Annotated in this window: 24 protein-coding genes; 14 read left to right on the top strand and 10 right to left on the bottom strand. The window is 70.3% G+C overall.

The genetic code is table 11. The features are described 5' to 3' along the window. Window positions 1–213: 213 nt before the first annotated feature. A complete protein-coding gene (locus AB0E78_RS39735; protein ID WP_361843926.1) occupies window positions 214–1,857 on the bottom strand; it encodes an amidohydrolase in 1,644 nt (547 codons plus the stop codon). 56 nt (window positions 1,858–1,913) lie between these two features. Next, a complete protein-coding gene (locus AB0E78_RS39730; protein ID WP_160503714.1) occupies window positions 1,914–2,354 on the bottom strand; it encodes an Lrp/AsnC family transcriptional regulator in 441 nt (146 codons plus the stop codon). 199 nt (window positions 2,355–2,553) lie between these two features. Here AB0E78_RS39730 and AB0E78_RS39725 point away from each other — a divergent pair, with 199 nt between their 5' ends. After that, window positions 2,554–2,997, top strand: coding sequence for a hypothetical protein (locus AB0E78_RS39725; RefSeq protein ID WP_361843923.1), 444 nt, complete (start codon window positions 2,554–2,556; stop codon window positions 2,995–2,997). Window positions 2,998–3,000: 3 nt separating this feature from the next. Here AB0E78_RS39725 and AB0E78_RS39720 read toward each other — a convergent pair whose 3' ends face one another. The 3 genes from AB0E78_RS39720 to AB0E78_RS39710 all read right to left on the bottom strand — a co-directional run bounded on the left by AB0E78_RS39720 (window position 3,001) and on the right by AB0E78_RS39710 (window position 7,008). Further along, the gene (locus AB0E78_RS39720; RefSeq protein ID WP_361843920.1) at window positions 3,001–4,092 is read right to left on the bottom strand and encodes a phosphotransferase family protein; all 1,092 of its coding nucleotides are present in this window, start codon (window positions 4,090–4,092) and stop codon (window positions 3,001–3,003) included. A gap of 26 nt (window positions 4,093–4,118) precedes the next feature. Further along, complete coding sequence (locus AB0E78_RS39715; RefSeq protein ID WP_361843917.1) at window positions 4,119–5,246, bottom strand: hypothetical protein; 1,128 nt, start codon at window positions 5,244–5,246, stop codon at window positions 4,119–4,121. A gap of 586 nt (window positions 5,247–5,832) precedes the next feature. Next, a complete protein-coding gene (locus AB0E78_RS39710; protein WP_361843914.1) occupies window positions 5,833–7,008 on the bottom strand; it encodes an acyl-CoA dehydrogenase family protein in 1,176 nt (391 codons plus the stop codon). 375 nt (window positions 7,009–7,383) lie between these two features. Between AB0E78_RS39710 and AB0E78_RS39705 the strand changes: the two genes are divergently transcribed. Further along, window positions 7,384–8,637 (top strand): glycoside hydrolase family 18 protein, encoded by a 1,254-nt coding sequence (locus AB0E78_RS39705; RefSeq protein WP_361843911.1) that lies wholly within the window; start codon window positions 7,384–7,386, stop codon window positions 8,635–8,637. Window positions 8,638–8,705: 68 nt separating this feature from the next. Here AB0E78_RS39705 and AB0E78_RS39700 read toward each other — a convergent pair whose 3' ends face one another. Then, the gene (locus AB0E78_RS39700; RefSeq protein ID WP_361843908.1) at window positions 8,706–9,293 is read right to left on the bottom strand and encodes a TetR/AcrR family transcriptional regulator; all 588 of its coding nucleotides are present in this window, start codon (window positions 9,291–9,293) and stop codon (window positions 8,706–8,708) included. Between the two features lie 208 nt (window positions 9,294–9,501). Here AB0E78_RS39700 and AB0E78_RS39695 point away from each other — a divergent pair, with 208 nt between their 5' ends. The 3 genes from AB0E78_RS39695 (at window position 9,502) to AB0E78_RS39685 (ending at window position 12,004) form a co-directional block, all read left to right on the top strand. After that, on the top strand, window positions 9,502–10,116 hold the full coding sequence (locus tag AB0E78_RS39695) for a DUF6230 family protein (RefSeq protein ID WP_361843905.1): 615 nt from the start codon (window positions 9,502–9,504) through the stop codon (window positions 10,114–10,116). 65 nt (window positions 10,117–10,181) lie between these two features. After that, a complete protein-coding gene (locus AB0E78_RS39690; RefSeq protein WP_361844049.1) occupies window positions 10,182–11,087 on the top strand; it encodes a DUF6114 domain-containing protein in 906 nt (301 codons plus the stop codon). Continuing rightward, window positions 11,084–12,004 carry a hypothetical protein gene (locus tag AB0E78_RS39685; protein WP_361843902.1) on the top strand — a complete coding sequence of 307 codons (921 nt, stop codon included), beginning with the start codon at window positions 11,084–11,086 and terminating at the stop codon, window positions 12,002–12,004. Before AB0E78_RS39690 ends, AB0E78_RS39685 begins: the two co-directional genes overlap by 4 nt. On the opposite strand, the gene AB0E78_RS39680 is transcribed toward AB0E78_RS39685, so the two are convergent. Next, window positions 11,982–12,137, bottom strand: a complete 156-nt coding sequence (locus AB0E78_RS39680) for an SCO1431 family membrane protein (RefSeq protein ID WP_361843898.1) — start codon at window positions 12,135–12,137, stop codon at window positions 11,982–11,984. The two genes, AB0E78_RS39685 and AB0E78_RS39680, sit on opposite strands and share 23 nt — an antisense overlap. Before the next feature lie 241 nt (window positions 12,138–12,378). On the opposite strand from AB0E78_RS39680, the gene AB0E78_RS39675 reads away from it, so the two are divergent. The 7 genes from AB0E78_RS39675 to AB0E78_RS39645 all read left to right on the top strand — a co-directional run bounded on the left by AB0E78_RS39675 (window position 12,379) and on the right by AB0E78_RS39645 (window position 17,943). Next, complete coding sequence (locus AB0E78_RS39675; protein ID WP_361843895.1) at window positions 12,379–13,860, top strand: M1 family metallopeptidase; 1,482 nt, start codon at window positions 12,379–12,381, stop codon at window positions 13,858–13,860. 135 nt (window positions 13,861–13,995) lie between these two features. Further along, entirely contained in the window at window positions 13,996–14,175 is a 180-nt protein-coding gene (locus AB0E78_RS39670; RefSeq protein ID WP_361843892.1) for a hypothetical protein, read from the top strand. Window positions 14,176–14,500: 325 nt separating this feature from the next. Next, on the top strand, window positions 14,501–14,809 hold the full coding sequence (locus tag AB0E78_RS39665) for a hypothetical protein (protein WP_361843889.1): 309 nt from the start codon (window positions 14,501–14,503) through the stop codon (window positions 14,807–14,809). After that, a complete protein-coding gene (locus AB0E78_RS39660) occupies window positions 14,806–16,164 on the top strand; it encodes a hypothetical protein (RefSeq protein ID WP_361843886.1) in 1,359 nt (452 codons plus the stop codon). Before AB0E78_RS39665 ends, AB0E78_RS39660 begins: the two co-directional genes overlap by 4 nt. A gap of 64 nt (window positions 16,165–16,228) precedes the next feature. Continuing rightward, entirely contained in the window at window positions 16,229–16,642 is a 414-nt protein-coding gene (locus tag AB0E78_RS39655; RefSeq protein WP_361843883.1) for a hypothetical protein, read from the top strand. Further along, window positions 16,629–17,261, top strand: a complete 633-nt coding sequence (locus AB0E78_RS39650) for a hypothetical protein (protein WP_361843881.1) — start codon at window positions 16,629–16,631, stop codon at window positions 17,259–17,261. Before AB0E78_RS39655 ends, AB0E78_RS39650 begins: the two co-directional genes overlap by 14 nt. Before the next feature lie 40 nt (window positions 17,262–17,301). Beyond that, complete coding sequence (locus AB0E78_RS39645; protein WP_361843878.1) at window positions 17,302–17,943, top strand: hypothetical protein; 642 nt, start codon at window positions 17,302–17,304, stop codon at window positions 17,941–17,943. 70 nt (window positions 17,944–18,013) lie between these two features. Here the strand turns inward: AB0E78_RS39645 and AB0E78_RS39640 are convergent, their stop codons facing one another. Next, window positions 18,014–19,378, bottom strand: a complete 1,365-nt coding sequence (locus AB0E78_RS39640; protein WP_361843875.1) for a peptidase C39 family protein — start codon at window positions 19,376–19,378, stop codon at window positions 18,014–18,016. Window positions 19,379–19,582: 204 nt separating this feature from the next. Between AB0E78_RS39640 and AB0E78_RS39635 the strand changes: the two genes are divergently transcribed. Together AB0E78_RS39635 and AB0E78_RS39630 are read left to right on the top strand one after the other, a co-directional pair. Next, entirely contained in the window at window positions 19,583–20,227 is a 645-nt protein-coding gene (locus tag AB0E78_RS39635) for a hypothetical protein (RefSeq protein WP_361843872.1), read from the top strand. Between the two features lie 432 nt (window positions 20,228–20,659). Beyond that, entirely contained in the window at window positions 20,660–22,531 is a 1,872-nt protein-coding gene (locus AB0E78_RS39630; RefSeq protein WP_361843869.1) for an AAA family ATPase, read from the top strand. A 32-nt stretch (window positions 22,532–22,563) separates the two neighbouring features. Here the strand turns inward: AB0E78_RS39630 and AB0E78_RS39625 are convergent, their stop codons facing one another. Then, a complete protein-coding gene (locus AB0E78_RS39625; protein WP_361843866.1) occupies window positions 22,564–23,652 on the bottom strand; it encodes a hemolysin family protein in 1,089 nt (362 codons plus the stop codon). Beyond that, complete coding sequence (locus AB0E78_RS39620) at window positions 23,649–25,019, bottom strand: hemolysin family protein (protein ID WP_361843864.1); 1,371 nt, start codon at window positions 25,017–25,019, stop codon at window positions 23,649–23,651. Before AB0E78_RS39620 ends, AB0E78_RS39625 begins: the two co-directional genes overlap by 4 nt. Window positions 25,020–25,130 lie beyond the last annotated feature (111 nt).

Below are 25,130 nucleotides of genomic sequence, written 5' to 3'. Positions count from 1 at the left end.
CGCCCATGGCCCAGCGGCGTTCGACGGCTGCGTGGAGGTTCTCCGGTCGGACGTCCTTTGGTGGACCCGGCCGAACCTACCCGCCGACGGCCGCGTTCTGTCAATAGCCGTTTGACCTGGGCGGATTCCAAAGACAGCCAGGTCAGTGGCGAGGATACGCAGGTCGTGCGACGCGCCAACGGACCGCGATCGGCGGTACGCACCGCCGGGACATCACTCTTCCGGCCCTACGTACACCGTCTTTCCGAAGACCACCGTGCGCAGGCAGACGGGGAGTTCGGCGCCGGGGGTCATGTCGGGCAGGCCCGGCGTGCCGGAGCGCGGATCGGTCGACCAGCGGGCGACCCGGTCGTCCGGCGCCTGGACCACGAGATCCGCGGTCCGCCACACGGCGTAGTCGGCCGGCGCCCCCGGCACCAGAACGCCCGCGTCGTCCCGGCCGATGGCCCGCCAGCCGCCCCGGGTGTGGGCGGTGAACGCGGCGCGCACGGAGACGCGGTGCTCCAGGGTCTGGTGGAACGCGGCGGCCCGGACGGTGCCCCAGGGGTCGAGCGGGGTGACGGGGCTGTCGGAGCCGAAGGCGAGCGGGACGCCGGTGCGCAGGAGCGCCGCGTACGGGTTGAGGGTGCGGGCCCGTTCGGCGCCGAGGCGCTGGACGTACATGCCGTCGTCGCCGCCCCACAGGGCATCGAAGGCGGGCTGCACGGAGGCGGTGAGGCCGAGCTCCGCGAAGGCCGCGATCGTCTCCGGGGTGAGCATCTCGGCGTGCTCGACGCGGTGCCTCGCGGCGCGGACGCGGGCCAGGCCGACCTTCTCGGATGCGGCGCGGATGCCCTCGACGACGGCGGTCACCGCGGCGTCGCCGATGGCGTGGAAGCCCGCCTGGACCCCCGCCTCGGTGCAGGCGATGACGTGCGCGGCGACGGCGACGGCGTCCAGATGGGCGGTGCCGGTGTGGGCGGAGTCGGCGTACGGCTCGTGCAGGCAGGCGGTGTGCGAGCCGAGGGATCCGTCGACGAAGAGGTCGCCCGCGGCGCCGATGGCACCCAGTTCCTTTGCACGGGCGACGCCTTCCTCGCCCTGCTGTGCCCAGTAGCCGACGACACGAGGACCGGTCTCCTCGGCGGCGAGGCGCAGCAGCCCGGTGAAGTCGTCCTCGCTGGAGATCTCGGGTCCCGCGCACTCGTGCACGGAGCCGATGCCGAGGGACGCGGCACGGCTCAGGGCCGCGCGCTGGGCCTCGGTGCGCTGCTGCGGGGTGACCGCGTCGAGCGCGGCGGCGCGCACCCCGTGGTGGGCGTCGGCGGTCAGCGGTGCGTCCGGGTGGAAGCCGGTGCGCCCGGTGATGCCGGGGACGAGGTCGAGCAGCGCCGTGGTGACGACGGCCGAGTGGACGTCGATGCGGGAGAGATAGAGGGGACGGCCGCCGGCCGCCTCGTCGAGTTCCGCGCGCGTGGGCGGACGGCCGCCCGGCCAGCGGGCCGCGTCCCAGCCGTGGCCGAGGAGGACACGGTCGTGCGGCCGGGCCGCGGCGTGCGCGCGGACGAGAGCGAGCGCGTCGTCGAGGGTGCGGGCCCCCGACAGGTCGAGTCCCGTCAGGGCAAGACCGGTCGACGTGGTGTGCACATGCGCATCGGTGAACGCGGGGGTGACGAGCGCCCCTTCGAGGTCGACGACCTCGTCCACACCGTCGGCGAACGCGTCGGCGGCGCCCTCGGACCCCACCCAGGCGACGTGCCCCCGTTCGACGACCATGGCCGTGGCGAACGGATCGGCGGGGCTGTGGACGTCGCCGCCGCGCAGCAGCACGGTGCGGTGGCCCTGAGGGCCGTTCTGGGGGGTGGTGCTCTCGCTCATGGGACCAGTCTCGCCCCTCCCCGCGCGCGCTCGCGCACGGGGCTCCCGCGGGCGGCTCAGACCTGCGGGGGCCGGGCCTCGTACGGGGTGGAGAGGACGACCGTCGTGCGTGTGGAGACGCCGGCGAGTGCGCGCAGGCGGCTCAGCAGGTGTTCGAGCTCCAGGGGCGTAGCGACGCGCACCTTGAGGATGTAGTTCTCGTCGCCCGCCACGCTGTGGCACGCCTCGATCTCCGGGACGCCGGCGAGGCGTTCGGCGATGTCGTCCGGTGCGCTCGGGTCGAACGGCTTCACCGAGATGAACGCCGTGAGCGGAAGGCCGACGGCCTCCGCGTCCACGACCGCGGCGTATCCGCGGATGACGCCGCGCTGCTCCAGACGGCGCACACGCTGGTGCACGGCCGATGTGGACAGGCCCGTGGCCTTGCCCAGGTCGGTGTAGCTCATCCGCCCGTCCTTGACGAGCAGCTGCACGATCTGTCGGTCCAGCTCCTCCATGCGCCGAACCTACAGGGCTCTTGATCCCTCCGGATACCGGTAGGCGCGACGGCGGCAACTTCTCCGGGCATGTGACGAACGCCACATACCTGCGACCGTGTCCAAAGGGATGCCACGATTACCTCTACGACGGGACGGGAAGTGCTTGCTGTGGTCGAGGCCGCAGCGCCTTCTCGGCCCACCCAAGGGGGAGAATCCCATGCAGAACTTGAAGCGCCCCGGTCGCCCTGCCCGCAGCAAGCAGCAGCGCTCCGATGAATCCGTGTCCGCACCCGTGCCGGAGGGCGTCGAACCGGCCGACACCGAGTTCGACGAGTACGACACCTTCGAGATGTACCGGGTGACGTGCCCCGACTGCGCGCAGCCGATCGCGCTCCTGGCCGACGAGGACGTCCTGCCCGAGCACGCGCTGTGCGCCACGCGGTGGAACCCGTTCGGGCTCACGGTGTGCCCGGGCACGGGTCGCGCCGCGGCCGACGCGGAGCCCGCCGACGAGACGATGGAGGCTCAGGAGCAGGACACCGCCCTGCTCCTGACGCTCCCTCAGGGACTCGACTGGCGTACGCAGCCCTTCTCGCACGTCGGCGGCCAGGGCTCGCGCCCCCGCCGCGTGCCCGAGCAGGACCGGCGCTCAGCGGCCTGACGGCTACCAGTAGCTGCCCTGCACCATGGCCGCCAGGCTGGCGTGGTGCAGGATCAGCAGGTCCGGGTCCTCGGGCACCTCGGCCTCGCCGAAGTGCACCTGGCGGTAGGCGACGCGCAGCATGACGACGGCGTGCCGCAGGGCCGCGTACAGCGTGTGGAAGTCCATGGACCGCGGTGTGTGGCCGGTGAGTTGTGCGTAGCGCTCCTCGATGTGGTCGCGGCGCAGGAACTCGGGCAGGCCCTCCTGCCCGAAGCTGACCGTCAGGTCCTGGAAGAAGCGGTGCAGATAGACCATCCAGCCGAGGTCGACCTCGCGGGGTGCGAGCGCCGCCATCTCCCAGTCCAGTACGGCCGCGGGGTCGAAGCCGTCGTAGATGACGTTCCCGATGCGCGCGTCGCCCCAGTTGAGGACGGGCTCACCCTCGTCGTCGGGCCACCACTCGTCGAGGCGGTCGAAGGCGCTCTCGATGAGGGGCGAGCGGGGCAGGCCGTCGACCACCCATGCGTAGTAGGCGCGCTGGGCTGCCACATGGCGGCGCAGCGCGCTCCCTTCGCCGGGCAGGGCGAGGAACCCGGCCTCCTCGACCGGCACTTGGTCGTGCAGGTGCGCGATCAGACGGACGGATGCCTCCTCCAGGTGCGCGCGTTCGGCGTCGCTCGCCGCGTGGAGCCAATTCCCCTCGTACGTATAGGGCATGACGTCCGGCGGCACGCGCCCCTCGGCCCGTTCCATGACGAAGAAGGGCGCCCCGAGTGGCCCCGCGTCCTCCTCCAGCCACAGCACGCGCGGCACGGGCAGGTCGGTGCGTTCGGCGACGAGCCGCATCGTGCGGTGCTGGCGCGGCAGGTCGTAGACGGGGAAGATCGTGTACGCGGCCGGGTCCGCCGCCACGCGCAACGCGCAGGCCCGCAGCGGCGGTTCGGGGTGCTCGATGTCGAAGAGGAGGGTCTCGCTCGACATGCCGTTGGACTCGGGGACCCGTACGCCGGTGGCCTTGGCGCCGGGCAGCCGGGTGCCGAGCCAGGCCGTGAGCCTGCGGGCCAGCTCCTCCGGGTCGCGGGTGGTGGTGCGGGGCCGCGGTGCTGTCGCCATCGCGGAGCTCCTCTCGGCTGTGGATATCAGGGGGCCACGGAGTCGAAGCCGGTGAAGCCGCTCGGGTCGTGGCGGCCGAAGCTGCCGTGCTCGAAGATGCCGTATCCCGTAAGCCCGTTGAGGGTGAACCGGGCGGCGTGGTCGATGACTCCGTAGGCGGCCATCGGGTGCGCCGCCGGATCCGACAGGTCGTACACGCGGCGGTCGCTCCAGCCCCGCCCCTGCCAGGTGCCGTGCTGCCAGTCGTCCGCCGGCGGATAGCCGGCGCCCACGGCGAGCGGCAGCGAGGCAAGGACCTCCACGCCCAGCTCCAGCGGCTTGCGGCCCTCGGGGTCGGTGAGGTGGATGACGGCGCGCTCGGGGTGCCGGGTGCCGGAGCGGTAGGTGATGTCGGCCTGGGGCCAGCCGAGTTGGCGGTCGCGCACCCCGGGCCGCACGAGCGTGGCCTCGTTGAGGGTGCGGTATCCGTCCGCGTCCTCCTGAGCGATGACCATCAGGAAACGGTCCTCGAAGCGCACCGGGCTCCAGATCCAGTGGAAGCCCTCGGTGCCGAACTCCTCCTCCAGGCGCCCGCGTTCCTCGCCGGGTATGGGCCGCACCCCCCAGCTGCGGTCACGGGTCGCGGTCCACTCCCCCGCCGTCACGGGGATGTCCTCACCGCCGACGCGGATCACCCCGGCGCAGCCGCCCGCCTGGACGAAGCGGCGGCCTTCGAGGGAGAGACGGTCGCCGCGCCGCTGGATGTGGTGCGGCTCCCAGAGCGCGGGGAAGGAGGCGGTCCACGTGATGTCGTACGAGAGGGATTCCGGGTCGTCGGGATCGGCGGCGCACGTCAGGCGCAGCCGCTTCAGCGGTTCCTCGACGGTGATGGTCAAGGGGCCGACGGAGAGGTTCATCCGGTCGTCGCCGAGCGCGTCCGACGCGCGTACGGCATGGAGCGTATCCCCCCTGCGCAGGGTGGCGTACGCGTCGATCACACCGACATTCGGATAGACGCCGAGCCCGAGGATGAGAAGCGATCGCCCCTCGTGATCGAAGAGATGGAAGATGCAGCGGTCGTAGGCATTGCGGTCGCCCGTCGCGACCTGCTTCATGGACAGCGGCACTTGATGGATCGGGTACTCGTCGAGCGGAACGGGACGGTCGTCTGCCACGGCAAACCTCCCTGGGCACAAGGCAGTTGGCGGGCGCCGGGCGGAGAGCGGGCCACCGGCGCGAAGTTGACGGTACGTCAGACAATGCGACGGAGCCAGACACGTGTCAGCGCGCTTTCGGGGGCCGTGCGCCCGCCCGGATCGCCGCGCCGCGGGGCATCACGGGGTGCTCCCCCGGACTCCGCACGGCCTTGCCGCGAACTGACACTCGAATCCGACGGGCGGTGACTTGTCCCCCTCGGCGCGCGTTGGCCCCGTATGACCACCCCCACGCCGACGCCCATGGCGCACCCGCCGACCGGCCGCCGCAGGCGCACCCTCCTGACGGCTCCCCCGCCCGACGCAGAATCGGTTCCCCAGCGGCCTCAGTACCCCCAGCAGCCCCAGTACTCCCAGTACCCCCAGCAGCCGCAACACCAGCAACACCAGCACCAGCAGCCTCCGCAGCCCCAGCCGCCACACGTGCAGGACCCTCCCATCTACCGCGCGCTCATCCGGAACTGGGCCGAGCGGGGCAAGACCCTGCCGGGGCGGCACGACCCGGAGTGGGTGCGGCTCGCGGCGCCTCCGGTCAGGCTCGGGCAGTTCAGCGCGAGTCGGGACCCGCGAGGTGACGGGCGATGACCATCCGCTGGATCTGATTGGTCCCCTCGACGATCTGCAGCACCTTGGCCTCGCGCATGAAGCGCTCCACGGGGAAGTCCGCGGTGTAGCCATAGCCGCCGAGGACCTGCACGGCGTCCGTCGTCACCTTCATCGCGGCGTCCGTGCACAGCAGTTTGGCCATGGCCGCCTGCTTGGAGAACGGCCGGCCCGCGTCGCGCAGCCGCGCCGCGGAGAGATAGAGCGCCCGGCCCGCCTCGATCTGCGTCGCCATGTCCGCGAGCATGAAGCGAAGGCCCTGGAAGTCCGCGATCGGCCGCCCGAACTGCCGCCGTTCGGTGGCATACCGGAGCGCCTCGTCCAGCGCCGCCTGCGCCACGCCGATCGCACAGGCCGCGATGCCGAGCCGCCCCGAGTCGAGCGCGGAGAGCGCGATCGCGAAGCCCTGGCCCTCCTCGCCGATGCGGCGGGCGTCGGAGATCCGTACCCCGTCGAAGTTGATCTGAGCGGTCGGCGAGCCCTTCATGCCCATCTTCTTCTCGGGCGCCGCCGCGTTCAGGCCTGCGGCGTCGCCGGGCACCAGGAACGCCGAGATGCCGCGGGCGCCTTCGCCGCCGGTGCGGGCGAGCACGGTGTAGAAGTCGGCGACCCCGCCGTGCGTGATCCACGCCTTCGTGCCGGTGATCACCCAGTGGTCGCCGTCGCGGACCGCCTTCGTCCGCAGTGACGCGGCGTCGGAGCCGGACGCGGGCTCGGAGAGGCAGTACGCGCCGAGCAGCCCGCCGCCGAGCATCGCGGGGAGGTGCTCGCCCTGCTGCTCCTTGGTGCCGTAGTTCGCGAGCGCGTGGCAGGACAGCGAGTGGACGCTGACGCCGAGGCCGACGGTGAGCCGCGCCGCGGCGAGCTCTTCGAGGACCTGGAGATAGACCTCGTACGGCTGGTCGCCGCCGCCGAATTCGGAGGCGTACGGAAGCCCGAGCAGTCCGGACTCGGAGAGGAGGGCGAAGACCTCGCGCGGGAAGCGCCCGGCGTCCTCCTCCTCGGCCGCGCGGGGAGTGATCTCCCGCTGGACGACTTCACGGACGAGCGAGAACAGATCCCGCGCCTCGTCCGTGGGCAGCTGACGGTCCACCGACTGCTGCAAGGTTCGCTCAGGCATGGCGATCGCATCCTCCCTCTCGGCACTGCGGCGGACCCGCGGGGTAGTGCGGCGCCACCGTGTCTCACGGCCCGGCCGATGGCGCCCCTCCGGGTCGCGGAAGGTGCTGTGACCAGCGGCTGTGGCGCTTGAGTATGCCCGATCGGCGGCAGCCAGTCACTAGTTAACGACCGCTTACTCAAAAGATAACCGACGTCCGCAAGAGGGGCTCGGAATTGGTCCGAACCATTGACCCCACTGGTCTAGTCCTCCTAGAGTCCAGCCGAGCGCCTTTCCGCGTTCATGCCAATTCAATATTCACGGATGTCCCCATGGCATCCGCAGGTCAACAGCACCACGCCCCCCATGCGCCCTCTCCCCCCACGAGGAGAAACGATGCTCAGACCGCACCTCCCCCGCGCCTTCCGGGCGCTCATCGCCACCGCGTGTTGCGCCGTGCTCGGCGGGGGTCTGCTCGCCGGCGCGGGCACCGCCGCCGCGGGCCCCGACAACGGCTCTGGCAAGACCGCGAGCTCCGAGGCCGCGGCCGGTTCCAAGGTCGTCGGATACTTCACCGAGTGGGGTGTCTACGACCGGAACTACCACGTCAAGAACATCGAGACGTCCGGCTCGGCCGACAAGCTCACGCACATCAACTACGCCTTCGGCAACGTCCAGGGCGGCAAGTGCACGGCGGGCGACGCCTACGCGGCGACCGACAAGGCGTACACCGCCGACCAGTCCGTGGACGGCGTCGCCGACACCTGGGACCAGGACCTGCGCGGCAACTTCAACCAGCTGCGCAAGCTCAAGAAGCTCCACCCGGACCTGAAGGTCCTGTGGTCCTTCGGCGGCTGGACCTGGTCCGGCGGCTTCACCGAGGCCGCCAAGAACCCGGCCGCCTTCGCCCAGTCGTGCTACGACCTGGTCGAGAACTCCAAGTGGGCCGATGTCTTCGACGGCATCGACATCGACTGGGAGTACCCGGGCGCCTGCGGTCTGACCTGCGACACCAGCGGGCGCGCGGCCTACAAGGACCTGATGTCCGCGGTGCGCTCGAAGTTCGGCGCCGGCAACCTCGTCACCTCGGCCATCCCGGCCGACGCCGAGGAGGGCGGCAAGATCGACGCCGCCGACTACGCGGGCGCCGCCCAGTACGTCGACTGGTACAACCCGATGACGTACGACTACTTCGGCGCCTGGGACGCGAAGGGCCCGACCGCCCCGCACTCACCGCTGAAGGCGTACGAAGGCGCGCCCAAGGCGACCTGGAACACCGACTCCACGATCAAGAAGCTCCAGGGGCTCGGTGTCCCGTCCGAGAAGCTGCTCCTCGGCATCGGCTTCTACGGCCGCGGCTGGACGGGCGTCACGCAGAAGGACCCGGGCGGCACCGCCACCGGGCCCGCCGCGGGCAAGTACGAGGCGGGCATCGACGACTACAAGGAACTGAAGACCAAGTGCCCGGCCAACGGCACGGTCGGCGGAACCGCGTACGCGCACTGCGGGACCAACTGGTGGAGCTATGACACCCCGGCGACCATCGCGGGGAAGATGGACTACAAGAACAAGGCCGGTCTGGGCGGCACCTTCTTCTGGGAGCTCAGCGGTGACACGGCCGACGGCGAACTGATCAAGGCCATCAACTGATCACGTCCATCAACTGATCGACCGCACGCGGGTGTTGGGGCGGGTGCCGGACGGCTCCCGCCCCTCCCTCATGGCCGCGGCGGGGCAGGGAAGGCCGGTTCGAACTCCTCGATGACGCGCAGAGTGTCGCCCAGCGTCCGTACGAGCAGATCGCAGACGCTCTCGCGTGTCAGGCCTCGCCGGCCGATCCAGTCGAGCGTGACGCCCTCGACGCTGCACAGCCAGCCGAGCAGCGCCGTGCGCGCCAGCTCCGGGATGTCGCGGCGGCCGTACGCCCCGTCGGCGATCGTCCCGATCAAGGCCTCGCGCACGCCGTCGCGTATGGCGTGCACCTCGGCGTCGAAACCGACACCACCGCTGATGATGGTGCGGTACGCCGCCTGATGGTGCTCGGCGTAGCGCAGATAGCCGTCGATGGTGCCGTGCACACGCTCCGCGGGCGGCAGGTCGTCGTGGCGCCCGGCGCGAGCGACCAGTTCCGCGACCGAGTCCTCGATGATCGCGAGGTAGTAGCCGCGCTTGGACTTGAAGTAGTAGTAGATCAACCCCTTGGCGACGCTCGCCTGCTTGGCGATGTCATCCATCGACAGGGCGTCGTACGACGTGTCGGCGAACAACTTCCGCCCGATGGTGATGAGTTCGGCGCGGCGCGCCACGGATCGGTCGGTGCCGCGCGCTTGCGGACGCGTGTCCACCGGGCGGTCGGCGCCGCACTGTTGACTATTATTCAATTTCGGCCCTAGTCTCCAACTGCCTCGGGTATGCGCAGTATGGCAGAAGCACGCCACCTGCCGGTTCTGCGTCCGAAGGCGCTCTCTCACGCACTCCCCCTACGCACGTGGACGACGTACGGGAGGAAGACTCATGAGCGCAGCGCGTACCCCTTTGCGCGAGGGCAGAACCTCCTGGAAGAAGACGGCCGTCGTGGCCCTGCCGGCCGTCCTGGCCGTCGGCGCGATGGCCTCCGTGATGGCCGAGGGGGCGCTCGCCGCCTCCTTCGCCGTCTCGGGCACCAGCTTCCAGGTGTCATCGGGCAAGCTCACCAGCAAGGGCCTGTCCTCCTACGTACAGACCGACCGGGACATCGACGGCAAGGGGCACCCGGTGGCGCTCCTCGGGATCGGTGACGCGACCCTGTCCGACATCTGCCAGGCCGCCGAGGTCAAGACCCCGGTGGGCACCGTGGTGTTCAAGCTGACCGCGGGCGGCCCGGCGGGCGAGGTCACCGCGAGCAATCTCATCATCGACGGCGAGGACCTGAAGGGCGACGCCCGCTTCGGTACGGCCGAGATCGGCCGGGACGCGTCCAGCCTCGACGAGGTGTCCGGGATCCAGGGTGAGAAGGGGAAGTTCGGGCTGCAGGCCGGGGACATCACCGTCTCCGGGGTGAAGTCCCACGCCTGGTCGGCGACCGGCGGGAACTTCCGGCTCAAGGGCATGAAGCTCGACGTCAGCATCGGCGGCAAGAAGTGCTTCTGACCGGCGGCCGGAGGGCCGGTGTCAGAGCGTGGGGCAGAGACGGCGGCGGCTGGCTCGACGAACGTCTGCCGCTGCGGGAGCCTCGCCGGGTGCTGCGCGGATGGCGGCGCACCCGGCCCTTCTGGGGCGGCCTGCTGCTCGTCCTGGGCGGCGCCGAGCTGCTCCTCGTGCCGCTGTCGCCGCTGACCGTCCTGGTCAGCCTGGGGCTCGGCGGGCTCGCGGCGATCGGCATCGGGCTCGCCCTGATCGCCGCCGGGATCTTCCTGTGGCTGCTGCCGCACGCCCATCACTACGTGAGCGTCAACGCCCTGATCCTGTCCGTGCTTTCGTTCGCGGCCACGAATCTGGGCGGTTTCCTGGTGGGCATGGTGCTCGGCATCATCGGCAGCGCGATGGGCTTCGGCTGGACGCCGGTGCCGGAGGGCGCCGAAGAGGACGCCGAGCGGCCGAAGGTGCGGGACGGGCAGGGCACGCGGACGCTCGGCGTGCTGCTTCCGGTGGTCATCGTCGGGGCGACGCTGTGGGGCGGGGCTCCGGCGAGGGCCGCCCCCGCCGACGCGATCGTGGCGGCGCGGACTCCGCCGACGGTCACCACCACGCTCTTCTCGCCGCAGGGCTTCACCCTGGCCGGTGTGCGCGAGATCCCCACGGCCGACGGGCCGTTGAAGGTCATGGTGCTGCGGATGAAAGCGGCCTCGCTCACCGACTACCGGCTGAAGACGCGTGACGGCAGCAGGGAACTCGCCCTGGGCGCCGACACCTTGGACCTCAGCGGCTCCGTCACGCTCTATCTGACCAAGTTCAAGGGCTGCCTCGAGGGGCTGCTCTGCATCACCTTCACGCCTGACAAACTGCCGGTGCCACCCGTCGTGCCGCCGTTCGTCTTCATGACCGACGTACAGGCCGAACAGGCCCTGGTCACCTCGGACTTGATCGTCGCGGGCGGACTCACCCTGAAGGCGTCGGCATGATCCAGATCCAGGCGGGCCTCTTCTGGGCGTACGCGATCGGCGCGACGTTCGCGCTCTCCGCGGGGCGGCAGCTCCAGGTGTGGGAGCGGATCAACGCGGGCGAGGGGCCGCGGACGCGCAGCCGCGCCGCCAATCCGTATCTCGCGCTCACCGCGCTCTTCGCGGCGGTCCTGATGGTGCCGACGGGGCTTTTCCTGCTCTGGCAGAACCCCGCGTGGACGACGATGCACGTCGCGCACGGGCACGACGGCGTGTGGGCGGGGTTCGTGCTCTTCTACGCGGGCGGGATACCCGTCGCCGCGATCATCGGGTTCCTGGTGGCGCAGGGGTTCGTCCTGGTGGGGGCGGGCTACTGGGCGTATCTCCAGTGCGTGGGCGGGTACTTCCTGCTCTTCGGGACGCTGGTCCACGGCTGGGACGGCAGGGGGTACGAGCGGTTCTTCTCCGCCGAGGCACGGGACTTCGCGGGCTGGCGGCAGGACAGCGTGGTCAACCACGTACTGGACTTCCTGACCTCCGGGACGTTCCTCGCGCTGCTGATCTTCGGCGCGGCCGTGATCGGCACGATGCTCCTGACGGAGATCGGCTGGCTGATGGAGGGCTGGTCGCTGCCCGGTGCGGACGAGGACCGCAAAGTACACCGGTTCCTGGCGATCGCCATCGCGGCCGCCGGGGTCTACGGCCTGCCGTTCGCCGGCGCGCTCGTCGCGAGTGTCCTCGTCCGCCTGCTCGGCGGATGGATCGGCCTGCCGCTGTTCGCGGTGATCGCGGGGTTCACGCTGCTGTCGCGGCGCTCACCCGTGCGCTGGCTCTACGGCCTGGTGGGTGTTCCGCACCGGCACTGGCGGGCGGATCTCGATCCCGGTCCGGAGCGCACCGGTCACGAGACCGGGGTCACAGCAGACCGGTCTGCGTGACGAGCATCGCGAGGACGACGACGAGCGTCCAGCCGAGGACGTGCTCGAGCACCTTCGGGCCGTCTTCCTTGGGGCCGCCGGTGCGCGTGGTCGCCCGGGGCTGTGCGGTGGCAGTGGCTGTGGCAGCGGTCATGGCATCACTCGATACGTATGCGTCACGCCCTGGGGTGTGACGTCCGGCAGCGGACTCCCCCCACTGACTCATCCACCTTGCCATCGGATCCGGCCTTCTCGAGCGAGAGCTTGGTCACTCATGCGCTGCATCCCGTACAACTCGGGCCGCCGGATATGCGTCTCACTACGCGTGGTGGGGCACACCCCCAGGCGCATCCCCACCGCCTCGTCAGCGCAGCCTTCCGACCGAAAGGTTCTCGATGAGCACGTACCGGACGCCCCGCCGCAGAGCGCGGCTCGCCCTCGCGGCCGCCGTCACCGTGACGGCGGCCCTCACCGGCACGGTGTCGCAGGCCGCGCCGTCCGCGACCGGCACCCCCACGCCCGGCGCGCCCGGCCTGGGCGACCCGATGTTCCCGCTGGACGGCAACGGCGGCTACCGGGTCGACCGCTACACCCTGGACTTCGACTGGCAGGCCCCTAAGACGCCGTTCGAGGCGACGGCGACGATCAAGGCCACCGCCACCCAGTCGCTCTCCCGCTTCAACCTGGACTTCGGGGGCAACACCCTGCACGGGGTGAAGATCGACGGCTCGGCCGCGGGCACGTCCCGCGCCGGGGACGAGCTGACGGTCACGCCCAAATCCCCGATCACGAAGGGCCGTACGTTCACCGCCAAGGTCACGTACACCGCCGACCCGACGCAGACGCGGCACCGCGACGACGCCATCGAGGACTACGGCTGGATACCCACCGCCGACGGCACGGTGGTCTACCCCCAGCCGAACGGGGCCCGGCTGATCTTCCCGGCCAACGACCACCCCAGCCAGCGGGCGCCGATCACCTTCCGCATCACCACACCGAAGGACCTGACGGCGGTGGCGAACGGCAAGCTGGTCGACAAGGCCGAGCGTCCCGGTGACCGGGTGCGCTGGACGTACGACTCCGAACAGCCGCTGTCCACACAGCTGGTGCAGATGGCGATCGGCAAGTTCACGCTGGTCGACGGCGAGGGACCGGGCGGGCTCCCGCTGCGGGACGTGGTCCCGGACGCGCTCGTCGAACCGACGGCGGAGTACCGGAAGCTCACCCCGGACCACTTGGCCTGGCTCCAGGAGAAGCTCGGCCCCTACCCCTTCAACCGCTACGGCCTCCTGGTCGGCGACACGGATCTGGGCGTCGCCCTGGAGACCCAGACGCTCTCCCTCATCCCGAAGGCCGACCTCCTGGGCACGAAGGTCGACGCCGAGCGGAACATGGTGCACGAGCTGACCCACCAGTGGTTCGGCGACAGCGTGGCCCTGAAGAGCTGGTCCGACCTGTGGGTGAGCGAGGGGCACGCCCGCTTCTACGAGCGGATGTACTCCGAGGAGCACGGCGGCGACAGCTTCGAGGCCGCCATGAAGACGGCGTACGCGGCCCACGACCAGTGGCGCAAGGACTACGGCGCCCCCGCGGAGCCCACGGAGCCGAACCTCTTCAAGCGCATGCGGTACGACGGCTCGGCCCTCGTCCTGTACGCCCTGCGGGAGCAGGTCGGCAACGCCACGTTCGAGAAGATCGAGCGGGCGTGGGTGAGCGGCTTCCGCGGAAGGACCGCGAGCACCCAGCAGTACATCGACCTGGCGTCGAAGGTCGCCGGCCAGGACCTGGAGGGCTTCCTGCACCCGTGGCTGTACGGCTCGAAGACACCGCCCATGCCGGGGCACCCGGACTGGGTGGTGACTCCGCCCCAGGGCTGAGGCCGAGACCCCGTGACCGCCGGAGTCCGTCGTCTGGCGGCGGCGTTCGTGTGAAGAACGCAGTCGGGCGCTTGTGCGACGGGATCCACCGGTGATCCGGGGTTACGCTGGGCGCCCGTCGAGCTGGGAGGTCTCATGTCCGACCACGAGCAGGAGCACGAGCGGCAGCGAACCGAGTTGCTGGGCACGGAGATGCGCGAGGCGACACTGCCCGACGGCACGCGTGCAGTGATCGTCGTCAAGGCCGGCACACCCCAGGCCGAGGTCGACGAACAGGCGTCCAGAATGCGCCGAAGCGCACCCGAGGCGAAGTAGCCCGAGCCCGCTGACGGCCCCTCCCGCAGGCGCGGGAGGGGCCGTCATGGTGTTGTCAGCAGCCCCCAATAGGTCAGGCCCATAGCTCAGGCCCACATTCTCCTTGGCTAATGATCGGACCCGGCTCGTCGGTTACGATCCCCGGGAGCTTCGCTTGGATCGGGGCGGATTGTGTGGGTGATCCACCTCCGCTTCCGCGGCCACGGCGTGACTCGCGTATTGCCCGAAAGTGCCCTGGTCAGCACCGATCAGTGGAACCAGGTCATGAACTGAACATGCTCTGCGGCCTGCCGCGTACAGCAGTCAGGCCACGGGAGGGAGAGCCGTGTCCGGTAGCGACCTCACGGTCGACTACGAGTTCTTGAGTAGTTGCGAACGCCAACTCGGCAACCTGCACTTGACGTTCAAGAACATCGAGAACCGCCGTGACGACATGGAGAAGCACTGGGGCGCCGGGAACATCGCGGGCGCCATGGGTGATTTCGTCGACAATTGGGACGACTACCGCACCAGACTTGTCGAGGGTCTGGAATCGACCGGCAAGCTCGTCGCGGAGACGAAGAAGTCGTTCGAGGCCCTGGACGACGAACTCGCCAAGCAGAGCAAGGGCAAAGGCGAGGGGAAGGGCAAGTGACCACCGCGGCATCGAAGCGCCGCCCCGTCGACTGGGCCCCACTGTGCGCGACCGACCCCGTTCCCGGCGATCCGGAGGAGATCCGGGCAGAGGTCCGGCACATGGTCTCGGTCGCCGAGAAGCTGCGCACGCAGGCGAAGAACCTCAAGGCCATCTCGGACGAGGAGAGGCTCAAGGGAAAGTACGTCCAACGCCTGCGCGAGGACTCCGGCACGCTGGAGAAGCACATGCGGGAGGTGGCCTCCCGGTACGAGCGGGTCCACGGACACCTCACCAAGTGGGCGAACAAGCTGGAGGACCACCAGGACGACGCCGACCGGATTCTGCGCGAGGCCAAGGAGAAGCACGCGGAGGTCGAGCGGGAGAAGGCCAAGGACGCCGAGAAGACGGACGAGGACAAGAAGCCGAACCCGCCGGCGAGCGACGGGCCCTCTGACGACCCGCTGCAGACGTACAGGAGCCGGCTGGACGCCGTCACGGGGAACCGCGACACCGACGCCAGCACCTATGCGGGCAAGATCAACGATGAGATCGACGACGTCATCGAGGACTCGTGGTGGGACGACGTCAAGGGCTGGGCCCATGACTACGCGGACGAGATCAAGGCTTTCATCGATGTTCTTGGCTGGGTGGCGACGGCGGCAGGCTTCCTGGCCCTGCTCATCCCTGGCCTGAACCTGCTCATCCTGGGCATCGCGGCGCTCACGATCGCGCTCAGACTCCTCTTGGTGGCATCCGGCGACGCCACCTGGACGGATGTCATCTTCGATGTCGTGGGCGGACTGCTCGTCGTGGGTGGCCTCGGGGCCGCCGCGAAGCTCGCCAGCGGGGCCAAGGCCACCGTGGGGGCCGCTCAGGCGGCCCGGACCGCCGGCCTGAGCAGAGGGCTCAGCGGCGTCAAGGGCCTCATGGATGACATGGGCCGGATGATGACCAAACTGCCGGAAGGCCAGGGGCGGCAGGCCCTCGGTGGGGCCCGTAACGCCATGCGCAAGTCCATCTCCCAGAACGTCGGCCTGGTGGCCAAGGGGCCGCTGAGGGTCAGCCCGCTGTCGACGCTGGTGCACCTCGGCGACAAGGAGATGGCCGGCATGGCGAAGATGTTGCAGGCGAACAAGGCCACCTTCCCCGAAGCCGCGGGGGCCGCCGCGGACAAGGCCTACAAGTCCTACCAGGCGGGGCTCGGCATCGCCTGGACCGGCATGGGGATGGACGTCGCGGACAAGGCGTTGGGCAAAAGCGACCTGACAAGCTTGACCGAAGAGAAGTTCGGAAGCGGCGAGAAGCCGTACAACGCGGCGTACTCGGACTGGAAGGACAACACCCTGAAGCCCGCCCCCGACACCCACTGGTAGCGATACGGATTTCTGGAGCGACGTAACTCCCGACCCGTCCGCACCGCACCCCTGAGGAATGACCATGGACCTGTACTCGGCGCAACGCATTGCCGAGGCCGAAGCCGGCCGCACCGGTCTCGGCACCGGCCCCAACCGGCGGCTCCGGCTGACCCTGCTCATCGGAATGCCGCTGTTCCTGCCGGTGTTGGGGATCATGATCCTGGTGCCGAAGTCCCTGGCGAACGACGTCCTTTACGTCTATGAGGCCGGGATCGTCGGCTGTCTCCTTCACTACGTGTGGGTCTTCGCGAAGTTCCCCCGGTACGCGGGCCGTCCGCCCTACCTCACCCGGGATCTCGCCATGGGCGGCGGTTTCTTCCTGCCCTCGCTGTTCTTCGGTTTCTGGCCGGGCATGATCGCCGCCCCGGCCTGGGCGCTCTTCGTCGGCGCCGCCTTTGCCGTGGAAGGGATGCGGGAACGCCATGAGCAGCGCTGAGCACCGTCGGACCCCGACCGGCTTCAACCTGGTGCCGCCGCCCGGCTGGGACGCGATTCCGCTGGACACGGGCACCCAGGAAGCGATGGACCGCATCGTCCGCAAGGCGATCTCGCAGCTGCCCGTCGGCTTTCCCAAGGACGACATCCCAAAGGCCCGGCTGAAGCTGACCCAGGAGATGAAGAAGGTCGTCCGCCGGGCCGGCGCCAAGGGCGGGATGACTCTCTACCTCCCCACCGAACGCCTCCACGGCGTCGCGCTGCCCGTCTCGATCGTCGCCTCCGAACCGATCGAGATTCCGCGGGTCAGGCCCGAGAGCGGCCCGGAAGCGGTCCTGCTCGCGCTCGCCTCCGAGACTCCCGGAGCCGAGGTGCGGGAGCTCGACGAGACCGCGGCGCTGCGCTCGGAGCGCGAGGTCCCCGCCGATCCCGCGCAGGGCGTCGACGTCGCTCACCGCCAGGTCGAGTATTTCGTGCCGATCCCGGAGAGCACCCCCGACCAGTACCTCACCTTCTCGTTCAGCGCCCTGATCGCACCCGGCTCGGACCCCGCCTTCCACGACACCCTCGTGGAGCTGTTCGACGCCGTCATGAGCACCTTCCGCTGGAGCTATGCCTGAAGGCTCCCCTCTGCCGCGCCCCCGACGAAAGAGACCCCTCATGTCCGAAGGCACCCTGTGGAGCACCGACCTCGGCGCCCCGCTCCACATCGACACGGATGCCAACCCAGGCCTCTGGGGCTATCTGCACCTACAGATCGACAAGAAGACCTTCAAGGAATGGCTCAACCTGCACTTGACCGGCCTGGCAGCCGTCCACAACATCGAACTCACCCGCAAACTCCGCAGATTCCACAAGGACTTCTACGAGCAGACGCTGACGACGCTCCGGGACAAGCTCAAGGCCGACGAGGCGTTCATCTACCACCCCGTTCCGCTGACCAGCATGCCGCTGGTGGTGCACGCCACCCGCATCCACTGCGAGGCCCCCGACGCGGCCTCCTGTGAGGGGCTCACCGCGCCCACCGTGCCGCACCCGGACATCCCCGAGTGGCAGCAACGAACCGGCAGCGTTGCCATCGCCTCCCCGTACCTGGGCGACGACGGGGTCCGTGTCACCCGTTCCTACCCCGCGGACAGCACCATCATGATGACCTCGGTGACCTACCACTGGCACACCCCGCCCGGCCTCCCCGACGTCTGCCTCCGCGGGCACCACGACGATCCGGAAGTGATCGCCGCGGCCCTGGAGCCCCTGGACGACTTCGCGCGGACGCTGCGGCTCCCTGGGACGGCTCGATAGCGGCTCGATGGCCGGGCTGCGCAGAGGCCCCCTCCCCACGCGTGGAGAGGGGGTCTTCGTGCGTGCTGCCTCAGTGGATCCCCACGCCCGCCAGCGCCGCCCTCTGCTTCGCGGAGAGCTTTGCCGGGAAGTACAGGTAGCAGACGCCTCCCGTGCCGGAGACGACCTTGCCCGTGGAGTTGTAGCGCTTCGTGCGGAGCCAGATGTTCTCCCACTCGCGCCGCTTGTAGACCCGGCGCACCGCCTCATTGGTCGGTGATGCCGGGTCGTTGGCGATCACGTCGCCCGTCGACGTGAAGCCGATCACCGTCATCAGGTGGCCCGCCGTGCCGTAACCGGCGCCCGTCAGCTCCTCCTTGAGGAACGACTGGGACGTTATGGCCGGGATGCCCGCGGCGATCAGCGACTCCAGCTCGGTGAGCGAGGCGAGACGGGTGACGACGCCCTGCATGTCCTTGTACGTCGACGCGTAGGCCGCGTTGAAGGGCCAGTTGCCGCAGCCCGCGTACTGGTAGTCGAAGGTGTACCGGGCCGCGTGGCACACCTGCGGGTCGGCGTAGGACGGGTCGACCCAGGCGAGGTCGGCCTCGGTCGGCCCGCGGCCCCAGAACTCGATGATCATCTGCGAGGAGGTGGGGCTGCACCAGGCCTCGCCGCCGTTGTCGTACTCCGGGTACTGACCCGCGTGGATCTCCTGCGAGTAGCGCGGGACCTTCAGTTCCTTGGTGAGGCCCGGCTTGGACGCGGGGACGGTGAAGCGGTCGGGCACGGCGGACGCCATCGCGCCGAGCCGCCACACCGTGGGGGTCTCGGTGGCGCCCGGCTTGCGGTACAGGGTCAGACGCAGCTTGTACGAGGTGAGGCGCAGGCCCGTCGTCGTGTCGTCGATGGAGAAGGTGTCCGTCCAGATGCTCGACTTTCCGTCGCTCTGGTCGTCGAGCGACGTACGGCGGATGTCCTTCTCCTTGTCGTCGCCCGAGGTCCAGCGGCCGAGGACGTACCAAGGAGTCTTCTTCTTGTCCGAATACGTGCCCTGGAGCTCGACCTGGAGCCACGTGCCGGTGGGCGTACGGGCGTTCCAGGAGGCGACGACCTCCGTCGCGGGGACGTCCGGACGGTGCACGGGCGAGGTCCACCGGGCGTACTCCCAGGTGGCGGTCTTGCCGGTGTGCGGATCGGCGTAATCGATGCGGCCTGCGGCCTCGGCGATCTGCACGCCGGGACGGGTTCCGGACACGGCGCGGGTGCCGTCGGCGGTGCCGGCGCTCCAGTCCGCGTGCGAGGTCCAGAAGCGGTTGCTCACCGGTCGCTTCGCGCGCGGAGCGGCGCCGGGGCCGCCCGATGCGAGCGCCGGGCCCGCGGTGGCGGCAAGCGCCGCCACGGCCGCGGCGGCGGTGAGGACGGTTCTGCGGGACATGTCATCAGCTCGGTCCATGGCGGGACCCCCAGTCGACGTGGGTTCCGGAGGGTTCCGGAAGGGGCAGGTCAGGTGCAGGGCGGTAGGCCAACTATGGCCGCTCCACGCCGATTTCTGCCAGCGCTTCGACCACCACCGTGTCCGCCAATATTGGCCTCGACCACTGGCGTGAGCTGCGACGGCGCGCGGAGCGGGGGATTCCGCACCCGTACGCTTGAGGCGATGACCGCACACGCCACTCCCCTGTCCCGCGTCGCGGCGGAGCTGTTGCGCCTGCCGCCCTCCTGCGGCCCCGTCCGCCTCGTGGCGGTCGACGGGCACGCGGGCTCCGGCAAGTCGACCTTCGCCGACCGCCTCGCCGACGCCCTGGGCGGTGCGCCCGTCCTGCGCCTCGACGACATCGCGAGCCACGACGCGCTGTTCGACTGGACGGAGCGGCTGCGGCGGCAGGTCATCGTGCCGCTCTCACGGGGCGAGAGCGCGCACTACGAGACGTACGACTGGCATGCGCGCCGTTTCGGCCCCCGGAGCCGCACCCTGCCGCCCGCGCCCGTGGTCCTCGTCGAGGGGGTCGGCGCGGGTCGCCGCGCGCTGCGCCCGTTCCTGGCGCGGCTGCTGTGGATGGAGCTGCCCCAGGGCGATTCATGGGCCAGGGGGCGCCACCGGGACGGAGCGGTCCAGAGCGACTTCTGGGACGGCTGGGAACCGGCGGAGCGCCGGCACTTCACGGAAGACCCTTCGCGCCCCTTTGCCCAGTCTTTGGTGCGACAGTGGCGCGAGGGTTATGAGGTACTGCGGGGGCCCAATGCGACGGCTGCGCAGAGCCAAACCGTCACTCAGGGTGATGGACCGTCGGCGGTCCGCTGAACCTCGCAAAGAGCGCTCCCAGAAGTTCGCGCCAGTTTTCATGAGTGCCTCAACTCGGCTTGACCGAGGGCCCTTACAGGACTTACGTTCTGAATGTGCGGCCTTTCGAGACCGCCCGCAGACGCGAAGCCCCCGGTTGTTCCCCCGTGATCGGGGGCTTCGTTCTGCCCCCCGACCTCGCATTTCGGACGCTGCGAGCCGTCCTTCACTCACCCTGGGTGACGATGCCGTCCCCTTCACCTGCCCGATCCGGCACTGCGGCACCCTACGGCCGAGTGCTCCCCCGCAGGTACGATGCCTTTCGGTGCGACTTACGGACGGCTGCTCGGCGCACCGTTTCAACGTCCGTCCGCAGCACGGCGGTTCAGCGAAGTTGCCGACGGGCACCGGTCCGGCGGTACACAAACGGGGGCACGGTTTGTGGGGGACGTGATGGACTTCGACGCGGTGGGCTCACCCGCCCCGGCCGACCTCGCCTGGCTGAGGGGCGTCGACGCCTACACGATGGGCGCCTATCCGCAGGCGGAGGAGGAATTCCGGGCCGCGGTCCGGATGGATCCGGGGATGGCCGACGGCTGGCTCGGACTGCACGCGCTGCGCATCGACACGACGACGGCGCTCCTGCGGATGTTCCAGCACCGGGACAGGTTCGGGGAACAGCGCACCCGGCACGGGCGCACGCTCAATTCCTGGTACTGGCTCGGCTGGTGGGTGCAGCCGGTCCTGGAGAGCACGCGCGACCTGCTGCTCGCGCACGCCTCGCACTGGCTCGACGGCCGTCATGTCCCGGAGCTCGACCGGGCGTTGGCGGGGCTGCCGCCGGTCGACGCGGATCCGCAGGTGCGCTTCCTGCACGCCTGCCGGTCCTATCTGGTCAAGGACTGGGAACAGCTGGTCCGGCACACGGACTCACTGATCGACGACGCGATGCTGGGCATCGAGGCCGGTCTCTTCGGAGGCATGGCCCGCGTACGCCTGGAGATGTACGGCCAGGCCGAGCCGCTCCTGTCCTCCGCACTGATGCGGTGCCGCAGCGAGCAGCCGCAGCGCAAGGAGCTGCGCTACTGGCTGGCCCGCGCGCACGAGGGCACGGGCCGCTCGGCGGCGGCCCTGCCGCTCTACCGTGCGGTGCACCGGGTGGACCCCTCCTTCATGGACACCTCCGCGCGGCTCGCGGCGATCTCCGAGGGCGACGGGTACGACGAGGTCACCGACCTGGCGGCGATCGCCCTGACCGGCTTCGGGCAGGACGCGATGGACGGGCCCGACGGGATCGATCCGCTCTTCGGTACGGAGGGCCGCGACCTGAAGGTCACCGAGCCGGAGCTGCCGTCCACCGGCGGCCCCGCCGAGACCGACTCGGTGCGCGAGAAGGCCGTGATCCCCATCCAGCCGGGACTGCCGCAGTTGCCGCCGGGACCGACCGACCCCGCCCTCCTGGAGGCCGCGCTCGCCGAACTGGAGGGGATGGTCGGCCTCGAACCGGTCAAACGGCAGGTCAAGGCCCTCTCGGCGCAGCTGAACATGGCGCGCCTGCGTGCCGCGCAGGGGCTCCCCGTACAGCCGCCGAAACGACACTTCGTTTTCTCCGGCCCCTCTGGCACCGGCAAGACCACCGTGGCCCGCATCCTGGGGCGCGCGTTCTACGCGCTCGGCCTGCTCGGCGGCGACCACCTGGTGGAGGCGCAGCGCGCCGACCTGGTCGGCGAGTACCTGGGCCAGACCGCCGTGAAGGCCAACGAACTGATCGACTCGGCGATCGGCGGCGTCCTCTTCGTGGACGAGGCGTACTCCCTGTCCAACACGGGGTACGGCAAGGGCGACGCGTACGGCGACGAGGCCCTCCAGGTCCTGCTCAAGCGCGCCGAGGACAACCGCGACCACCTGGTCGTGATCCTCGCGGGCTACCCCGAGGGCATGGACCGTCTTCTCGCCGCCAACCCCGGCCTGTCGTCCCGCTTCACGACCCGCGTGGACTTCCCCTCGTACCGCCCCCTGGAGCTCACCTCCATCGGCGAGGTGCTCGCCGCCGACAACGGCGACGTGTGGGACGAGGAGGCGCTCGACGAGCTGCGCTCCATCAGCGGGCACGTCGTCGACCAGTCCTGGATCGACGAGCTGGGCAACGGCCGCTTCCTGCGCACCCTCTACGAGAAGAGCTGCGCCTACCGTGACCTGCGGCTCTCCGGCTATCCCGGCCAGCCGAACCGCGACGACCTGTCGACCCTGCGGCTGCCGGACCTGATGCAGGCGTACGGAGAGGTGCTCTCGGGGCGGGGGCCGCAGAACCCGCCGGGCATCTGACACCCGGGTCCCGCTGCCCTCGCCCCGCCGGGTCAGACCAGGGCGCCGTCCTTCGCCGCCCGGGCCGTCTCCTGGGGCTTGCGGGGCACGGCGACCCGGTGGGCGGGGTCACGGACCTCGCCGACCAGGAGTTCCAGTACGTCCTCCAGGGCGACCAGGCCGAGCACCTTGCCCGAGGCGTCCGCGACCTGCGCCAGGTGCGTCGCGGCCCGGCGCATCACCGTCAGGGCGTCGTCCAGGGGGAGTTCGGCGCGCAGCGTCGTCATCGGGCGCCAGACCTGCTGCGGCACCGCGCGGTCCGTCCCCGCTCCCTCGGTGAGGTCGAGTACGTCCTTCACGTGGAGATAGCCCATGAAGGCACCGTTCTCCGCGCAGACCGGGAAGCGGGAGTAGCCGGTGCGCCCGGTGAGCTCGATGACCTGGGCCGGGGTGACCCCGGCGCCCACGGTCACCAGGGAGGCCCGGTCGAGCAGGACGTCCGTCACCGGGCGCGAGCCCAGCTCCAGGGCGTCCTCCAGGCGCTCCTGCTCCTCGGGGTCGAGCAGTCCCGCCTGGCCCGAGTCGCCGACGAGCCGGTTGAGCTGCTCGCTGGTGAAGACCGCCTCGACCTCGTCCTTGGGCTCGACCCCGAAGAGCTTCAGGACGAGCCGCGCGCACGCCCCGAGCGCCACCGTGACCGGACGGCAGAGGCGGGCGAAGGCGACGAGGCCGGGGCTGAACCAGAGCGCGGTCTTCTCGGGTGCGGCCATCGCCAGGTTCTTCGGGACCATCTCGCCGACGACGAGATGGAGGAAGACGACCACGGCGAGCGCGATGGCGTATCCGAGCGGGTGGATCGCCCCCTCGGGGATGTGCGCCGCCTCGAAGACGGGCTCCAGGAGGTGCGCGACGGTGGGCTCGGCGACCGCGCCGAGCGTCAACGAGCACATGGTGATGCCGAATTGGGCGGCCGCCATCATCTGCGGCAGATGTTCGAGGCCGTAGAGGACCTGGCGGGCCCGCTTGCCGTCCAGCGGCTCGATCTGGCTGCGGCGCACGGAGACGAGCGCGAACTCGGCCCCCACGAAGAAGCCGTTGGCGAGGACGAGGAGAAGGGCGAACAGGAGTTGGAGCATGCTCATCGGGCGGCCTCCGCCACGGTCATGGTCGCTGTGGCTTCAGGGCCCTCTGTGGCTGCTGTGTGCTCTGGGGCCCGTACGAGGCGTACGCGCTCGGCGCGGTAGTGGTCCACCTGGCGCACCGCGAGCCGCCAGCCCGGGAGCTCGGCACGGTCGCCCGGGGCGGGGATGCGGCCGAGGAGGTCGGCGACGAGCCCGGCCACGGTCTCGTACGGCCCCTCGGGGACGTCGAGTCCTATGCGCTGGAGCGTGTCGACGCGGCAGCTGCCGTCGGCGTCCCAGGCGGGGCGGCCGTCCTCGGCCGGTGCCACGGCGATCTCGGGCAGGTCGAGCAAATCGTGCTCGTCCCTGACCTCGCCGACGAGCTCCTCGACGATGTCCTCCAAGGTGACCACGCCGGCCGTGCCGCCGTACTCGTCGACGACGACGGCTATCGGCTGCTGGCTGCGCAGTTGCTCAAGGAGCTGCTGCACGGGCAGCGTCTCCGGGACCAGGAGCGGCGCCTGCGCGATCCGGCTCACGGGTGCCCTCAGGCGCTCGTGGGCCGGGACCGCGAGGGCGTCCTTGAGGTGCACCATGCCGACGATCTCGTCGATGCGCTCGCGGTACACGGGGAAGCGCGAGAGCCCGGTGGCGCGGGTCAGGTTGACCACGTCCTCGGCGGTGGCCGACGTCTGCAGCGCGCTGACCTTCACGCGCGGGGTCATGACGTGCTGCGCGGTCAGCTCACCGAGGGACAGCGTGCGGACGAACAGATCCGCCGTGTCCTGTTCGAGGGTGCCGGCCTGTGCCGAGTGCCGGGCGAGGGAGACCAGTTCACCGGGGGTGCGGGCCGAGGCCAGCTCGTCGGCGGGCTCGACGCCGAGCAGCCGTACGAACCGGTTGGCGGTGGTGTTCAGAAGGGAGATCACGGGCCTGAAGAGGCGCGAGAAGACGTGCTGGGGGCCCGCGACGAACCGCGCGACCTGGAGCGGCTTGGACACCGCCCAGTTCTTCGGGACCAGCTCGCCGATCACCATCTGCACGGCGGACGCCAGGAGCATGCCGACGACCACGGAGACGCCCGGTACGGCGCCTTCCGGGAGGCCGGTCGCCGTGAAGGGGCCCGCGAGCAGATGCGCGAGGGCCGGTTCGGCGAGCATGCCGACGACGAGCGAGGTGATGGTGATGCCGAGCTGGGTGCCGGAGAGCTGGAAGGACAGCTCCTTGAGGGCGTCGACGACCGTACCGGCCCGTCGGTCGCCTTCGGCGGCGGCCTTCTCGGCGTCCGGGCGCTCCACGGTGACGAGCCCGAACTCGGCGGCCACGAAGAAGCCGTTGGCCAGGATCAGCAGGAATGCCGCCCCGAGAAGCAGCAGGGAAGTCGTCATGCCGCCGCCTCCCCGGAGTGTCCGGTCCCGGTATGTCGGGAGGGGGCGGCGCATGTACTACAGGACGAACCGTCCATCGCCGGAGGGAGTCACTCCTCGGATAGCAGGAGC

It is taken from the genome of Streptomyces sp. NPDC032198, from assembly GCF_040636975.1.
Taxonomy (GTDB): domain Bacteria; phylum Actinomycetota; class Actinomycetes; order Streptomycetales; family Streptomycetaceae; genus Streptomyces.
The sequence above is the reverse complement of the archived record's forward strand: the minus strand, read 5'-3'. Positions and strand labels throughout refer to the sequence as shown.

Excerpts from the sequence above, each read along its gene's own strand:
- AB0E78_RS39735 (WP_361843926.1), bottom strand. The coding sequence starts at position 1,857 with ATGAGCGAGAGCACCACCCCCCAGAACGGCCCTCAGGGCCACCGCACC.
- AB0E78_RS39730 (WP_160503714.1), bottom strand. The coding sequence starts at position 2,354 with ATGGAGGAGCTGGACCGACAGATCGTGCAGCTGCTCGTCAAGGACGGG.
- AB0E78_RS39725 (WP_361843923.1), top strand. The coding sequence starts at position 2,554 with ATGCAGAACTTGAAGCGCCCCGGTCGCCCTGCCCGCAGCAAGCAGCAG.
- AB0E78_RS39720 (WP_361843920.1), bottom strand. The coding sequence starts at position 4,092 with ATGGCGACAGCACCGCGGCCCCGCACCACCACCCGCGACCCGGAGGAG.
- AB0E78_RS39710 (WP_361843914.1), bottom strand. The coding sequence starts at position 7,008 with ATGCCTGAGCGAACCTTGCAGCAGTCGGTGGACCGTCAGCTGCCCACG.
- AB0E78_RS39705 (WP_361843911.1), top strand. The coding sequence starts at position 7,384 with ATGCTCAGACCGCACCTCCCCCGCGCCTTCCGGGCGCTCATCGCCACC.
- AB0E78_RS39695 (WP_361843905.1), top strand. The coding sequence starts at position 9,502 with ATGAGCGCAGCGCGTACCCCTTTGCGCGAGGGCAGAACCTCCTGGAAG.
- AB0E78_RS39685 (WP_361843902.1), top strand. The coding sequence starts at position 11,084 with ATGATCCAGATCCAGGCGGGCCTCTTCTGGGCGTACGCGATCGGCGCG.
- AB0E78_RS39680 (WP_361843898.1), bottom strand. The coding sequence starts at position 12,137 with ATGACCGCTGCCACAGCCACTGCCACCGCACAGCCCCGGGCGACCACG.
- AB0E78_RS39675 (WP_361843895.1), top strand. The coding sequence starts at position 12,379 with ATGAGCACGTACCGGACGCCCCGCCGCAGAGCGCGGCTCGCCCTCGCG.
- AB0E78_RS39670 (WP_361843892.1), top strand. The coding sequence starts at position 13,996 with ATGTCCGACCACGAGCAGGAGCACGAGCGGCAGCGAACCGAGTTGCTG.
- AB0E78_RS39655 (WP_361843883.1), top strand. The coding sequence starts at position 16,229 with ATGGACCTGTACTCGGCGCAACGCATTGCCGAGGCCGAAGCCGGCCGC.
- AB0E78_RS39650 (WP_361843881.1), top strand. The coding sequence starts at position 16,629 with ATGAGCAGCGCTGAGCACCGTCGGACCCCGACCGGCTTCAACCTGGTG.
- AB0E78_RS39645 (WP_361843878.1), top strand. The coding sequence starts at position 17,302 with ATGTCCGAAGGCACCCTGTGGAGCACCGACCTCGGCGCCCCGCTCCAC.
- AB0E78_RS39640 (WP_361843875.1), bottom strand. The coding sequence starts at position 19,378 with ATGGACCGAGCTGATGACATGTCCCGCAGAACCGTCCTCACCGCCGCC.
- AB0E78_RS39635 (WP_361843872.1), top strand. The coding sequence starts at position 19,583 with ATGACCGCACACGCCACTCCCCTGTCCCGCGTCGCGGCGGAGCTGTTG.
- AB0E78_RS39630 (WP_361843869.1), top strand. The coding sequence starts at position 20,660 with ATGGACTTCGACGCGGTGGGCTCACCCGCCCCGGCCGACCTCGCCTGG.
- AB0E78_RS39625 (WP_361843866.1), bottom strand. The coding sequence starts at position 23,652 with ATGAGCATGCTCCAACTCCTGTTCGCCCTTCTCCTCGTCCTCGCCAAC.
- AB0E78_RS39620 (WP_361843864.1), bottom strand. The coding sequence starts at position 25,019 with ATGACGACTTCCCTGCTGCTTCTCGGGGCGGCATTCCTGCTGATCCTG.